At 77.1% G+C, this 16,313-nt stretch carries 1 protein-coding gene; it reads left to right on the top strand.

Annotated elements, in window-relative coordinates:
- Position 1 precedes the first annotated feature (1 nt).
- The gene (locus ACGF13_RS09095; RefSeq protein WP_392870789.1) at positions 2-16,288 is read left to right on the top strand and encodes an amino acid adenylation domain-containing protein; all 16,287 of its coding nucleotides are present in this window, start codon (positions 2-4) and stop codon (positions 16,286-16,288) included.
- The last annotated feature ends 25 nt before the right edge of the window (positions 16,289-16,313 follow it).

The following is a 16,313-nucleotide window of genomic DNA, read 5'->3' as shown; positions in this document are numbered from 1 at the left end:
CATGGTTAACGCACGTATCCAGGACATCCTCCCGCTTTCGCGGCTCCAGGAAGGGCTGTTCTTCCACAGCCGGTTCGAGGAGGAGGGCGTCGACGTCTACTCCTCCCAGCTCACCCTGCAACTGGACGGCCCGCTGGACGCGGCCGCGCTGCAGGCCGCCGGGCTCGCCCTGCTGGAGCGCCACCCGAACCTCAAGGCGGCCTTCCGCCAGGCGGATTCGGGCAAGGCGGTGCAGGTGATCCCGCGCCGGATCAAGCTGCCCTGGCAGGAGGTCGACCTCACCCACCTGCCCGCCGGCGAGCAGGCCGCCGAGGCCGAGCGGCTGCGCGCCGAGGACCGCGAGCGCCGCTTCGACCTGGCCAAGCCGCCCGCGCTGCGCTTCCTGCTGCTGAAGCTGGCCGCCGAACGGCACGTGCTGATCCTCAACCACCACCACATCCTGTGGGACGGCTGGTCCAACGCCCTGCTGATGGGCGAGCTGTTCGCGCTCTACCAGAGCGGCGGGGACGCCACCGGGCTGCCGCGGGTCGCCCCGTACAAGAGCTACCTGGCCTGGGCGGCCGCCCAGGACCGCGGCGCCGCCGAGACAGCCTGGCGCTCGGCGCTCGCCGGGCTGGAGGAGCCGAGCCTGGTGGCGCCCGCCCAGGACCGGGACGAGCGCGCCGCCGTGCTGCCCGGGCGTGTGGAGCGCGACCTCGCCGAGGCGACCACCGCCGAACTGGGCGCGCTGGCCCGCCGCCTGGGCGTGACCGTCAACACCGTGGTGCAGGCCGCCTGGGGCCTGCTGGTCTCCCGGCTGACCGGCCGCGCGGACGTGGTGTTCGGCGCGACCGTCTCCGGCCGCCCGCCGGAGCTGCCCGGCGTGGAGCGGATGGTCGGCCTGTTCATCAACACCCTGCCGGTGCGGGTGTCCACCGCCGCGGCCGAGCCGGTCGCCGCGCTGATCACCCGGCTGCAGGCCGAGCAGTCGGCGCTGCTGGCGCACCAGCACGTCGGCCTGTCCGAGGTGCAGCGCTGGGGCGGGCTGGGCGAACTCTTCGACACCAACGTGGTGTTCGAGAACTACCCGCTGGACGCCCAGTCGCTGTCCACGGCCTCCTCGGCGGTGCGGGTGACCGCCGCGGACAGCCGGGAGGCCACCCACTACGCGCTCAACCTCGCGGTCGTCCCCGGCGCCCGGCTCAGCCTGCGGCTGGACCACCGGCCGGACCTCTTCGACGAGCCGGCCGCCCGCCGGCTGCTCGCCCGACTCGCGGACCTGCTCGGCGACTTCGCCGCGGACCCGGAGCTGCCGGTGGGCCGGCTGCGGCTGCTGGACGCCGAGGAGGAGCACCGCCTGGTCGTCGCCTGCAACGAGACCTCCGCCGAACTGCCCGGCCGCACCCTGGCCGAGCTGTTCCAGGCCCGGGTGGCCGAGACGCCCGACGCCGTCGCCCTGCTCTTCGACGGCGGCGAGCTCAGCTACCGCGAGCTGGACGCCCGGGCCAACCGCCTGGCCCGCCACCTGGTCGAGCGGGGCGTGCGCCCGGAGACCGGCGTCGCGCTGCTGCTGCGCCGCTCCCCCGACCTGGTGGTGGCGATCCTCGCCGTGGTCAAGGCCGGCGGCTTCTACGTGCCGCTGGACTCCCGCTACCCGCTCGCCCACCGCCGGCACATCCTCGCCGAGACCGCCGCCCGGGTGCTGCTGACCGACCGCGCCCTCGCCGAGGAGGCCCGCGGCCTGGACGAGAGCGGCGCGCTGCCCGTCGTGGTGGTCGAGGAGGTGCCCGCCGAGGGCGACGCGAGCGCCCCGGACGTCCCGGCCGCCGGGGACCGGCTCGCCTACGTGATGTACACCTCCGGCTCCACCGGCCGCCCCAAGGGCGTGGCCGCCACCCACGAGGGCGTGGTCGCCCTCGCCACCGACCGCCGCTTCCTCGGCGGCGCCTACGAGCGCGTGCTGCTGCACGCCCCGTACTCCTTCGACGCCTCCACCGCCGAGCTGTGGGTGCCGCTGCTGGCCGGCGGCCGGCTGGTCGTCGCCCCGGACGGCCTGCTGTCCGCGCAGGACCTGGAGCGCCTGCTCGGCGAGTACGGCGTCACCGGGGTGTTCGTCACCGCCGGCCTGTTCGGGCTGGTCGCCGAGGAGCGACCGGAGTGCTTCCGGGGCGTGCGCGAGATCCTCACCGGTGGCGACGTGGTCTCCCCGACCGCCGTCGCCCGGGTCCGCGCGGTGAGCCCGGAGACCTCGGTGGTGATCGGCTACGGCCCGACCGAGGTCACCATGCTCGGCACCACCCACCTGGTGGACGGCACCGAGCCCGGCGCCATGCCGATCGGCCGCCCGCTCGACAACACCCAGGCGTACGTGCTGGACGCGGCGCTGCGGCCGGTCCCGGCCGGCGTCACCGGGGAGCTGTACCTCGCGGGCATCGGCACCGCCCGGGGCTACCTGAACCGGCCCGCGCTGAGCGCCGAGCGCTTCGTCGCCGACCCGTACGGCCCGCCCGGCTCCCGGATGTACCGCACCGGAGACCTGGTGCGCCGGGAGCCGTTGGGGTCCCCCCAGCCGGAGGCCGGGGGAGGCGTGCTGGCCTTCGTCGGCCGGGCCGACGAGCAGGTGAAGATCCGCGGCTTCCGGATCGAACTGGGCGGCGTCGAGGCCGTCCTGGCCGCCCACCCGGCGGTGGCCCGGGCCGTGGTGGTGGTCCGCGAGGACCGCCCCGGGGACAAGCGCCTGGTCGGCTACGCGGTGCCCGCGCCGGGAGCCGCCGTGGACGCGGCCGAACTGCGCGCGCACCTCGGCGAGGCGCTGCCCGAGTACATGGTGCCGAGCGCGGTCGTGCTGCTGGAGACCCTCCCACTGACCCCCAACGACAAGGTCGACCGCCGCGCCCTGCCCGCCCCCGACTTCGGCCCCGCCGCCCCCGGCCGCGGCGCCCGCACCGCCCGCGAGGAACTGCTCGCCGGCCTGTTCGGCCAGGTGCTCGGCCGCGCCGAGGTCGGCATCGACGACGGCTTCTTCGAGCTGGGCGGCGACTCCATCACCTCCATCCAGCTGGTCGCCCGCGCCCGCAAGGCCGGGCTGGTGTTCAGCGCCCGGGACGTCTTCACCCGGCAGACGGTCGCCGAGCTGGCCCAGGTGGCGCGCGGCGCCGAGGAGGCGGTGGCCGCCGACGGCGAGGCCGCGCTGGGCGAGGCGCCCGCGCTGCCGATCCTGCACGCCCTGCGCGAGCGCGGCGGCGAGGTGGACGGCTTCCACCAGGCGGTGCTGCTCCAGGTGCCCGCCGACCTCGGCCCGGAGCGGCTGACCGCCGCCGTCCAGACCGTGCTCGACCACCACGACGCCCTGCGCGCCCGACTGGTCACCGCCGCCGACGGCACCTGGGCGCTGCACGTGCCGCCGAGCGGCGAGGTGCGGGCCGCGGGCTGCGTCACCCGGGTCGAGGTGACCGGCGCCGGGCCCGAGGAGCTGCGGGCCGCCGTCACGGCCCAGGCCCGGGCCGCCCGGGCCCGGCTGGCCCCGCGCGCCGGGGTGATGCTGCAGGTGGTCTGGTTCGACGCCGGCCCCGACACCCCCGGCCGCCTGCTGGTGACGGCCAACCACCTGGTGGTGGACGGCGTCTCCTGGCGGGTACTGCTGCCCGACCTGGCCACCGCCTGGCAGGGCGGCGAGCTGCAGCCCGTCGCCACCTCGCTGCGCGGCTGGGCCCGGCTGCTGACCGCCGAGGCCGACCGCCGCACCTCCGAACTCCCCTACTGGCAGGGCGTACCGGCCGCGGAGGAGCCGCTGTTCGCCCAGCCGGCGCCGGGTGCCGCCACCGCCGGCCGGGTGGAGCTGACCCTGCCCGCCGAGCTCACCACGCCGCTGCTGACCACCCTGCCGGCACTGTTCCACGCCGAGGTCAACGACGTACTGCTGACCGGCCTCGCGCTGGCCGTCAACCGGGTGCGCGAGCGCACCGGCGGGGTGCTGATCGAGCTGGAGGGCCACGGCCGCGAGGAGTTCGCCGAGGACGTCGACCTCTCCCGCACAGTCGGCTGGTTCACCACCGCCTTCCCGGTCCGGCTGGAGCCGGGCACCACCGAGCCGGGCGCCGCGCTGAAGGCCGTCAAGGAACAGCTGCGCGCCCTGCCGGACCACGGCCTCGGCTACGGGCTGCTGCGCCACCTCAACCCCGCCACCGCCCCGGTCCTGGCCGAACTGCCCACGCCGCAGCTGGGGTTCAACTACCTCGGCCGGATCTCCGCCGGCCACCCCGCCGGCGCCGACTGGTCCCCGGCCCCCGAGCTCGCCGCCGAGGGCGTCGAGCCGGGCGCCGCCGCCCACGCCGTCACCGTCAACGCCTGGACGCAGGACTGCGAGAGCGGCCCGCGGCTGACCGCCGCCTGGACCTGGGCCGAGGGCGCGCTCACCGAGACCGAGGCCCGCGCGCTGGGCCGGGCCTGGTTCGACGCGCTGGCGGCGCTCGCGGAGCACGCCCGACAGCCGGGGGCGGGCGGGCTGACGCCCTCGGACGTCCCGCTGGCCGGCGTCACCCAGGCCGACCTCGACCACCTGGCCGCCGGGCACCCCGCCACCGGGCGGGCGGCCGTCGAGCCGCTCGCCGACGTCCTGCCGCTGGCCCCGCTCCAGGAGGGCCTCTACTTCCACGCCCGCTACGACACCGAGGGCCCGGACGTCTACACCACCCAGCTGGCCCTCGGCCTGGACGGCCCGCTGGACGCCGCCCGGCTGCGCGCGGCGACCGCCGCCCTGCTGGAGCGCCACCCGCAACTGCGCGCCGCCGTACGGACCCTGCCGGACGGCCGGGCGGTACAGGTGATCCCGCGCGAGGTCGAGCTGCCCTGGCGGGAGGTGGACCTCACCCGCCTCGACGAGCCGGCCCGGGAGGCCGCGCTCCAGGAGCTGCGCACCGAGGAACGCGGCCGCCGCTTCGACCTCGCCACGGCGCCGCTGCTGCGCGTCGTCCTGGTCCGGCTGGCCGAGGAGCAGCACGCCCTGGTACTGACGAACCATCACATCCTGTGGGACGGCTGGTCGGTGGGCGTCCTCGTCGAGGAGCTGTTCACCCTCTACCGGGCGGACGGCGACGCCGATCTGCCCCGGGTCGCGCCGCTGCGCGACTACCTCGCCTGGGCCGCCGCCCAGGACGCGGACACCGCCCGCGCCGCCTGGCGCACCGCGCTCGCCGGGGTCGAGGAGGCGACCCTGGTGGCGGGCGGCGACCACGGCCCGGCCGTGCTGCCCGAGCGGCTGCGGACCCTGCTGCCCGCCGAGCTCACCGAGCGCCTGACCGCCGCCGCCCGCCGCCGGGGCGTCACCGTCAACACGGTGCTGCAGGCCGCCTGGGGCCTGGTGCTGGCCCACCACACCGGCCGCGAGGACGTGGTCTTCGGCGCGGTGGTCTCCGGCCGCCCGGCCGAACTGCCCGGCGTGGAGCGGATGGTCGGTCTGCTGATCAACACCCTGCCGGTCCGGCTGCGCACCACCCCGGCCGAGCCGCTGGGGCGGCTGATCGACCGGCTCCAGCAGGAGCAGTCCGTCCTGCTGGCGCACCAGCACGTCGGCCTGGCCGAGATCAGCGGCTGGACCGGTCTCGGTGAACTCTTCGACACCGCCCTGGCCTTCGAGAACTACCCGGTGGACGCGCAGGCGCTGGCCGCCCCCGCCGACGGGCTGCGGATCTCCTCGGCCGGCATCCAGGACGCCACCCACTACCCGCTCACCCTGGTGGTGATCCCCGGCCCGCGCCTGGACCTCCGGCTCGCCTACCGGCCCGACCTCTTCGACCGGGCCGGCGCCGAACAGCTGTCGGCCCGGATCGAGCGGGTGCTGTCGGCCTTCGTCACCGACGCCGAACTGCCCACCGGTCGTCTGGAGTTGCTCACCCCCACCGAGCGCGCCGCCGTCCTGCCGGCGACCCGCCCGCAGGCCGCGCCGGACCCGGCCACCCTGCCGCGGCTCTTCGAGGCCCGGGCCGCCCGCACCCCGTCCGCCGTCGCCGTCACCTGCGAGGGCCGCGAGCTGACCTACCGGGAGCTGAACGCCGCCGCCAACCGGCTCGCCCGCCGCCTGGTCGCGCTCGGCGCCGGGCCCGAGCGGACCGTGGCACTGGCCCTGCCGCGCTCCGCCGACCTGGTGGTCGCGCTGCTCGCCGTCCTCAAGTCCGGCGCCGGCTACGTCCCGGTGGACCCGGACTCCCCGGCCGAGCGGACCGCCTACATCCTCGCCGACGCGGCCCCGGCCCTGCTGCTCACCGACGCGGCCACCGCCGAACGGCTGCCCGCGTCCGCCGTGCCCGTCGTCCTGCTCGACGCGGACGGCCCGGACGGCCCGGACAGCCCTGACAGCCCGGGCCGCGCGGGCGACGCCGACCTGACCGACGCCGAGCTGCGCTCCCCGCTGCTGGCCGCGCACCCGGCGTACGTCATCTACACCTCCGGCTCCACCGGCCGCCCCAAGGGCGTCACCGTCCCGCACCGCAACGTGGTCCGGCTGCTCACCACCACCGAGCCGCTGTTCGGCTTCGGCCCGCAGGACGTCTGGACGCTGTTCCACTCCTACGCCTTCGACTTCTCGGTCTGGGAACTCTGGGGCCCGCTGCTGCACGGCGGCCGGCTGGTCGTCGTGCCCCACCTGGTCAGCCGCTCCCCCGCCGAGGTGCTGGAGCTGCTGCGGCGCGAGCGGGTGACGGTGCTCAACCAGACCCCGTCCGCCTTCTACCAGCTGCTCGACGCCGAGCGCGAGCACCGCACCGGCGCGATCGCCGGCCTGCGCACCGTCGTCTTCGGCGGCGAGGCCCTCGACCCGGGCCGCCTGGCGGACTGGTACCGCGAGCACCCGGCGGACGGCCCGAGCCTGGTCAACATGTACGGCATCACCGAGACCACCGTGCACGCCGCCCACCACCCGCTCGACCCGGCCCGCGCCACCGCCGCCGACGCGGTCAGCGCGATCGGCCGCGCCCTGCCCGACCTCGACCTGTACGTGCTGGACGGCGCCCTTCGGCCGGTCCCGGCCGGTGTGCCGGGCGAGCTGTACGTGGCCGGGCCCGGCCTGGCCCGCGGCTACCGCGGCCGCCCCGGGCTGACCGCCGAGCGCTTCCTCGCCGACCCGTTCGGCGCGCCCGGCACCCGGATGTACCGCTCCGGCGACGTGGTCCGGCGCACCGCCGACGGCGGCCTGGAGTACCTCGGCCGGGCCGACGAGCAGGTGAAGGTCCGCGGCTTCCGGATCGAGCTCGGCGAGATCGAGGCGGCGCTGCTGCGCCACCCGGCCGTCCGCCAGGCCGCCGTGCTGGTCCGCGAGGACCGCCCCGGGGACAAGCGCCTGGTCGGCTACCTGGTGCCGGCCGAGGGCGCCGACCCGGCGTCCGTCCACGAGCAGTCCGCCCAGGAGCAGTCCGTCCGGGAGCGGTCCGTCCACGAGCAGTCCGCCCCGGAGCAGTCCGCCCGCGAGCAGTCCGTCCGGAAGCACCTGGCCGCCACCCTGCCCGGCTACATGGTGCCCGCCGCCCTGGTCGAGCTGGCCGCGCTGCCGCTGACCGGCAACGGCAAGCTGGACCGCCGCGCCCTGCCCGCGCCCGAGCTGCCCGCCGGCCCGGCCGGCCGTGCGCCGCGCACCGAGTGCGAGCGGGAGCTGTGCACCCTGTTCGCCGAGGTGCTGGGCCTGCCCGAGGTCGGGGTGGACGGCGACTTCTTCGCCCTCGGCGGGCACTCGCTGCTCGCCACCCGGCTGGTCAGCCGGATCCGCTCGGTGCTCGGCGCCGAACTCGCCGTCCGCACCCTGTTCGAGGCGCCGACCGTCGCCGCGCTGGCCGAGCGCCTCGCGCAGCAGCCGCCGCAGGCCGGCCAGGCCGTCCGCCCGGCCGTCCGCCGCGCCGCGCGGCCCGAGCGGCTGCCGCTGTCCTTCGCCCAGCAGCGGCTCTGGTTCCTCGGCGCGCTCGAAGGCGTCAGCGCCGCCTACAACATCCCGCTGGCCGTCCGGCTCACCGGCCCGCTGGACCGCGCGGCGCTGGGCCGGGCGCTCGACGACGTGCTCGCCCGCCACGAGGCGCTGCGCACCGTCTTCCCGCAGGGCGCCGACGGCACGCCGGAGCAGCTGGTCACGGACGCCCCGGTCGGGCTGGAGGTGGTGGAGACCACGGCGGAGCTGCTGCCGGGCCTGCTCGCCGACGCGGCCGGGCGCGGCTTCGACCTCGCCCGCGAGCTGCCGCTGCGCGCCACCCTGCTCGCCACCGGCCCGCGGGAGCACGTGCTGCTGCTGACGGTGCACCACATCGCCGGCGACGGCTGGTCGATGGGCCCGCTGGCCCGGGACCTCTCCGCCGCCTACGCCGCCCGGCTCGCCGGCACGGCCCCGGCCTGGGCGCCACTGCCCGTCCAGTACGCCGACTACACGCTGTGGCAGCGCGAGCTGCTGGGCTCGGAGCGGGACGGGGAGAGCCTGCAGAGCCGCCAGCTCGACTACTGGCGGCAGGCGCTGGCCGGCGCCCCGCACGAGCTGGAGCTGCCCACCGACCGGCCGCGTCCCGCCGTGGCGAGCCACCGCGGCGAGCGGATCGGCTTCGCCACCGACGCCGCGCTGCACCGGTCGCTCACCGAACTGGCCGCCGAGCACGGCGCGACCGTCTTCATGGTGGTGCAGGCGGCGCTGGCCGCCCTGCTCTCCCGCCTCGGCGCGGGCGAGGACGTGCCGCTCGGCACCCCGGTCGCCGGGCGCACCGACGAGGCGCTGGACGAGCTGGTCGGCTTCTTCGTCAACACCCTGGTGCTGCGCACCGACCTGAGCGGCGACCCGAGCTTCGCCGAGCTGATCGGCCGGGTGCGGGAGTCCGTGCTGGGCGCCTACGCCCACCAGGACGTCCCGTTCGAGCAGGTGGTCGAGGCGGTCAACCCGGCCCGTTCGATGGGCCGGCACCCGCTCGTCCAGACCATGATCGCCTGGCAGAACAACGCCGGGCCCCGGCTGGAGCTGCCCGGGCTGCGGGCCGAGGCGGTGGCCACCGGCGCGGTGGCGGCCCGCTTCGACCTCTCGGTCAGCCTGGGCGAACTCACCGCCGAGGACGGCAGCCCGGCCGGCCTGGAGGGCAGCTTCGAGTACGCGACCGACCTGTTCGACCGCGCGAGCGTCGAGCTGCTCGCCGAGCGCTTCCGCCGGCTGCTCACGGCCGTCACCGCGGCGCCGGACACCCCGATCGGCGCGATCGAGCTGCTGGACGGGCCCGAGCGCGCCCGGCTGCTGGACGGCTGGGGCACCGGCGGCGCGCCGCTCGCCCCGGCCACCCTGCCCGAGCTCTTCGCGGCGCAGGCCGCCCGCACCCCGTCCGCCGTCGCCGTCGCCTGCGAGGGCCGGGAGCTGACGTACCGGGAGCTGGACGCCGCCGCCAACCGGCTCGCCCGCCACCTGGTCGGGCTCGGCCTCGGCCCCGAGCAGCGCGTCGCCATCGCGCTGCCCCGCTCCGAGCGGTTCCCGGTGGCGCTGCTCGCCGTGCTCAAGGCGGGCGCGGCCTACCTCCCGGTGGACCCGGCGTACCCCGCGGAGCGGATCTCCTACCTGCTGACGGACTCGGCCGCGGCCCTGCTGCTGACCGACGGCGCCACCGCGCTGCCGGCGCACGGCGTCCCGGTCCTCGACCTGGACGCGCTCGACCTCGCGGACGTGCCGGCCCACGGGCTGACGGACGCCGAGCGCCGCACGCCGCTGCTCCCCGCGCACCCCGCCTACGTGATCTACACCTCGGGCTCCACCGGGCGCCCCAAGGGCGTCGTGGTGCCCCACCACGGTCTGGCGGGCCTGGCCGCCGCGCAGATCGAGCGCTTCGCGGTGACGGCCGGCAGCCGGGTGCTGCAGTTCGCCTCGACCAGCTTCGACGCGGCCGTCTCCGAGCTGGCGATGGCGCTGCTGTCCGGGGCCACCGCCGTGATCGCCCCGCAGGAGCGGCTCGCCCCGGGCGCCCCGCTGGTGGAGCTGGCCGCCGAGCAGCGGATCACCCATGTCACGCTGCCCCCGGCCGCCCTCGCCGCGCTGGACCCGGCGGACCTGCCCTCGGTGACCACCCTGGTCACCGCCGGCGAGGCCTGCCCGGCGGGCCTGGCCGAGCGCTGGTCCCGCGGCCGGCGTCTGGTCAACGCGTACGGCCCGACCGAGGCGACCGTCTGCGCCACCATGAGCGAGCCGCTCACCGGCGCCGGCGCCCCGCCGATCGGCCGCCCGATCCGGGGCACCCGGGTGTACGTGCTGGACGCGCGGCTGCGGCCGGTGCCGGCGGGCGTGCCCGGGGAGCTGTACCTGGCCGGTGACGGTCTGGCCCGCGGCTACCTGGGCCGGCCCGGCCTGACGGCCGAGCGCTTCCTCGCCGACCCGTTCGGCGCCCCCGGCAGCCGGATGTACCGCACCGGCGACCTGGTGCGCTGGACGGCGGACGGCGCGCTCGACTACCTGGGCCGCACCGACGACCAGGTCAAGCTGCGCGGCTTCCGGATCGAACTCGGCGAGGTGGAGGCCGCGTTGGCCGACCAGCCGGCCGTCCGGCAGTCGGCGGCGGCGGTCCGCGAGGGCCGGCTGACCGGGTACGCCGTCCCGGCCGAGGGCGCGGCCCTCGACCCGGCCGCGCTGCGCGCCGCTCTGGCCGAGCGGCTGCCGCAGCACCTCGTCCCCGCCGCGGTGGTGGTGCTGGCGGCGCTGCCGCTGACCCCGAACGGCAAGGTGGACCGCCGGGCGCTGCCCGCGCCCGACTTCGCCGCGGCCGCCTCCGGGCGCGCCCCCGGCAGCGAGCGGGAGGAGCTGCTGGCCGCGCTGTTCGCGGAGCTGCTCGGCCTGGAGCGGGTCGGCGTCGACGACGGCTTCTTCGAGCTGGGCGGCGACTCCATCACCTCCATCCAGCTGGTCGCCCGGGCCCGCGCCGCCGGTCTGGTCTTCTCCGCCCGGGACGTCTTCACCCGTCAGACCGTCGCCGAACTCGCCCTCGCCGCCCGGGAGGTGGACTCCGCCACCACCGGGGACGACGGCACCGGCGACCTCCCCGCCACCCCGATCATGCACTGGCTGCGCGAACACGGCGGCCGGATCGACGGCTTCCAGCAGGCCATGCTGGTGCAGCTGCCGGCGGGCGCCGACCTCGACCGCCTGACCGGCGCGCTGCGCACCCTGCTGGACCACCACGACGCGCTGCGCGCCCGGCTGGTCACCACCGAAGGCGGCGACTGGACCCTGCACGTCCCGCCGCGCGGCAGCGCCGAACCCCGGATCACCCGGGTCGACGCCACCGGCCCGGACGCCGCCGACCAGCCGGGGCTGCTCCGGCGCGAGGTGCTCGCCGCCCAGGGCCGGCTCGACCCGGCGGCCGGCGAGATGGTGCAGCTGGTCTGGTTCGACGCCGGCCCCGACACCCCCGGCCGACTGCTGGTGATGATCCACCACCTGGTCGTGGACGGCGTCTCCTGGCGCATCCTGCTGCCCGACCTCGCCGCCGCCTGGCACGGCGAGACCCTCCAGCCCACCGGCACCTCCTTCCGCCACTGGGCCCACCTCCTCCGGCGGGAGGCCGCCGAACGCACCGCCGAACTCCCCTACTGGCAGGCCGTTTCGGCCGAACCGGACGCCCTGCTCGGAAGCCGCCCGCTCGACCCGGAGCGGGACACCGCGGACACCGCGGGCCGCCTCGACCTCGCGCTGCCCGCCGAGGTCACCGCCCCGCTGCTGTCCCGCGTCCCGGCCCGCTTCCACGCCGAGGTCAACGACGTCCTGCTGACCGCCCTCGCCCTCGCCGTCCGGCGCCGGGGCGGCCACGGCGGCGGCCTGCTGGTGGAACTGGAGGGCCACGGCCGCCAGGAGTTCACCGGAGGCGTCGACCTCTCCCGTACGGTCGGCTGGTTCACCACCGCGCACCCGGTCCGGCTGGACCCGGGGGCCGGCGGCCTCGGCGAGGCACTGAAGGCCGTCAAGGAGCAGCTGCGCTCCGCGCCGGACCACGGTCTCGGCCACGGCCTGCTGCGTCACCTCGACCCGTCGACCGCCGCCGTCCTGGCCGAACTCCCCACCCCCCAGCTCGGGTTCAACTACCTCGGCCGCTTCGGCGACGCCCCGGACGGACCGGCGGCGCCGTGGTCGGCCCTGCCGGTCGGCACCGAGCACGGCGGCCTGGACCGGCACGCCCCGCTGGCCCAGGCGCTGACCGTCAACGCCCGCACCGAGGACCGGCCCGAGGGCCCGACCCTGGTCGCGGCCTGGACCTGGGCCACCGGCGTCCTGGACGAGGCCGAGGTCCGCGAGCTCGGCACGCTCTGGTTCCAGGCGCTGCGCGACCTCGTCGCCTACGCCGAGCAGCCGGGCGCGAACGCGCTCACCCCGTCCGACGTGCCCCTGGCCGGGCTGACCCAGGCCGAACTGGACGCGCTCGCCGTCGAACCGCTCGCCGAGGTGCTGCCGCCCGCGCCGCTCCAGGAGGGCCTGTACTTCCACGCCCGCTACGAGGAGCGCGGCCCGGACGTCTACACCGCCCAGCTGGCGCTCCGGCTGGTCGGGCCGCTGGACGCCGCGGCGCTGCACCGGGCCGCCACCGGCCTGCTGGAGCGGCACCCGCACCTGCGGGCGGGCTTCCGGCAGTCCACCCAGGGCCGGCTGCTCCAGGTGATCCCGCGCGAGGTCGAACTCCCCTGGCGGGAACTCGACCTGAGCGGCCTGCCGGAGTCCGAGCAGCGGAGCGCGCTGGACGGGCTGCGGGCCGAGGAGCGGGCCCGCCGCTTCGACCTCGCCGCGCCGCCGCTGCTGCGCCTGGCCCTGGTGCGCCTGGCCGCCGAACGGCACGCACTGGTACTGACCAACCACCACATCCTCTGGGACGGCTGGTCGATCGGGGTCCTGATCGGCGAGCTGGCCGAGCTGTACCGGACCGGCACCGGCGGGTCCGGGCTGCCCCGCCCGACACCGCTGCGCGACTACCTCGACTGGCTGGCCGGGCAGGACCGGGCGGCCGCCCGGGAGGCCTGGCAGGTCTCGCTGACCGGGGTCGAGGAGCCCACCCTGCTGGCCGGGGCCGGGCGCCCGACCGGGGCGGAGCTGCCCGAGCAGCTGCACGAGCGGCTGTCGCCGCAGCTCACCGCCGCCGTGGAGGCCGCCGCCCGCCGCCTGGGCGTGACCGTCAACACCGTGCTCCAGAGCGCCTGGGCCCTGGTGCTCGCCCAGCTGACCGGCCGCGAGGACATCGTCTTCGGCGCCGTGGTCTCCGGCCGCCCGGCCGAACTGCCCGGCGTGGAACGGCTGGTGGGCCTGCTGATCAACACCCTGCCGGTGCGCCTGCGGCTCGACCCGGCGGAACCGCTGGCCGCCCTGTTGGCGCGGCTCCAGCGGGAGCAGTCGGCGCTGCTCGCCCACCAGCACCTGGGCCTGGCGGAGCTGCAGCGCCTCGCCGGGGTCGGCGAACTCTTCGACACCACCTACGTGTTCGAGAACTACCCGGTGGACCCGTCCGCGCTCGCCGAGGCCCCCGGCGGGGGCCTGCGGATCACCGGCGCGGACGGCCTGGACGGCACCCACTACCCCGTCACCCTGGCCGTCCTGCCCGGCGAGCGGCTCGGGCTGCGGGTGGACCACCGGCCGTCGCTGGTCGACCGGACCACCGCCGAACGGATCCTCACCGGCCTGCGCGCGGTGCTGACCGCCCTCGCCGCCGACCCGCTGCTCCCGGTCGGCCGGCTGGCCCTGCTGGACGAGGCGACCACCCGTACCGTGCTCACCGCCTGGAACGACACCGCCGCCGAGACCCCGACCGGCAGCCTGCCCGAGCTGTTCGCGGCGCAGGCCGCCCGCACGCCCTTCGCCCCGGCCGTGGTCTGCGGCGAGGTCGAACTCGGCTACCGGGAGCTGGACGAGCGGGCGGACCGGCTCGCCGAGCGGCTGCGGCTGCTCGGCGTCGGCCCGGAGAGCGCCGTCGCCGTGCTGATGGACCGCTCCGCCGACCTGGTGGTGGCCGTCCTCGCCGTACTCAAGGCGGGCGGCTGCTACGTCCCGCTGGACGCCCGCTACCCGCTGGCGCACCGGCGGCTGATCCTCGACGACACCGGCACCGGGGTCGTCCTCACCGACCGGGCGCTGCGCGCCGAGGCCGACCTGCTCGGTCTGCCGACGCTGCTCGCCGACGAGGTGCCGGACGGCCCGGCCGCCCGCCCGGCCGCCCCGGTGCCGCCGGACGCACTGGCCTACCTGATGTACACCTCCGGCTCCACCGGCCGGCCCAAGGGCGTGGCGGTCACCCACCGCAACGTCGCCGAGCTGGCCGCCGACCGGCGCTGGCAGGGCGGGGCGCACCGGAGGGTACTGCTGCACTCCTCCCCCGCGTTCGACGCCTCCACCTACGAACTGTGGGTGCCGCTGCTGTCCGGCGGCACCGTCGTGGTGGCGCCGCCGGAAGCACGCACTCCCGCCGAGCTGGCCGAGGTGCTGGCCGCCCACCGGGTGACGGCGCTGTGGGCGACGGCCGGGCTGTTCGCGCTGATCGCCGAGGAGCGGCCGCAGGCCCTGCGCGGAGTGCGCGAGGTCCTGGCCGGCGGTGACGTGGTGTCACCGGCGGCGGTGGCCGCCGTCCAGCGGGCCTGCCCGGGCACCCGGGTGGTGATCGGCTACGGCCCGACCGAGACGACCACCTTCGCCACCCGCGCCGCCCTGGCCCCCGTCACCGACCCCGGCGCGGCGCTGCCGATCGGCCGCCCGCTGGACAACACCCGGATCCGGGTGCTCGACGGCGCGCTGCGCCCGGTGCCGCCCGGCACGGTCGGCGAGCTGTACGTGGCCGGCACCGGCCTGGCCCGGGGCTACCTGGGGCGCGCCGAGCTGACCGCCGAGCGCTTCGTCGCCGACCCGTACGGCCCGCCCGGCGCCCGGATGTACCGCACCGGCGACCTCGCCCGGTGGACCGGGCAGGGCGAGCTGCAGTTCGCCGGCCGCGCCGACCAGCAGGTGAAGCTGCGCGGCTTCCGGATCGAACTCGGCGAGGTGGAGGCCGCGTTGACCGCCCATCCGGCGGTGGCCGGGGCCTGCGCCGTGGTCCGCGAGGACCGGCCCGGCGACCGGCGCCTGGTGGCCTACCTGGTGCCGGCCGAGCAGGAGCGGCCCGACCCCGGGGTGCTGCGCAAGCAGCTCGCCGAGGACCTGCCCGGCTACCTGGTGCCGAGCGCGCTGGTGCTGCTGGACGCGCTGCCGCTGACCCCGAACGGCAAGGTGGACCGGCGGGCACTGCCCGCCCCGGAGGAGGGCCCGCGCCCGGCCGGACGCGAGCCCGCCGAGGGCGTCGAGCGGCAGCTGTGCGAGCTGTTCGCGCAGGCGCTGGGCCGGCCGGAGGTCGGGGTCGAGGAGGACTTCTTCGGCCTCGGCGGCGACTCCCTGCTCGCCACCCGCCTGGCGGGCCGGCTGCGCGCGCTCGGCCACCGGGCCGGCGTCCGCGACCTGTTCGAGGCGCCGACGCCCGCCGCGCTGGCCGCCCGACTGGGCGCGCAGGAGCCGCAGGCACCGTCCGCCGACCCCTTCGACGTGCTGCTGCCGCTGCGCACGGGCGGCACGCTGCCGCCGCTGTTCTGCGTCCACCCGGGCTTCGGCCTCGGCTGGTCCTTCCGCGGACTGGCCGGGCACCTGCCGGCCGAGCGGCCGCTGTACGCCCTCCAGGCGCGCGGACTGCGGGAGACGGACGGCCTGCCGGGGAGCGTCGAGGAGATGGCCGCCGAGTACGTCGCCCGGATCCGCGCGGTGCAGCCGAGCGGCCCGTACCACCTGCTCGGCTGGTCCTTCGGCGGCGCGGTCGCCCATGCGATGGCCACGCGGCTGCAGGCGGCGGGCGAGCGGGTCGACCTGCTGGCCGTGCTGGACTGCTACCCCGGCACCCCGGTGGCCCGGCCGGACACCGCCGAGCTGCGCCGGGAGCTGCTCGGCACGCTGCTGCGGACGCTCGACGGCCCGGCGGGCGAGCAGGTGCGGGACGAGCGTTCGTCGGACGAGCGGGCCCTGGACGAGCGCGAGGCCGCCGCCGTCGTGGAGACCTTCGTCCGCAGCACGATTCTGCTGGACAAGTTCACCCCGGCGACGTTCCACGGCGACCTGCTGTTCTTCACCGCCGATCATGGTCGGTCGGACACCGCGCCCACCGCCGAGGTGTGGCGGGACCACTGCACCGGGCGGGTGGTCGACACGGCCGTCGCCGCCGACCACCACGGCATGACCCTGCCCGCCCCCCTGGCCGTCATCGGCCGGGCCGTGGCGACCGCCCTCGACGCGGCCGGCGACGCGCCCGGCGGCACGGCCGCGGTGAACGGCTGACCACCCGCCGCCCGTACGTACACCG

The organism is Kitasatospora sp. NPDC048286 (assembly GCF_043201735.1).
GTDB lineage: Bacteria > Actinomycetota > Actinomycetes > Streptomycetales > Streptomycetaceae > Kitasatospora.
The sequence above is the reverse complement of the archived record's forward strand: the minus strand, read 5'-3'. Positions and strand labels throughout refer to the sequence as shown.

Coding starts and splice junctions, on each gene's coding strand:
- ACGF13_RS09095 (WP_392870789.1), top strand. CDS start 2: ATGGTTAACGCACGTATCCAGGACATCCTCCCGCTTTCGCGGCTCCAG.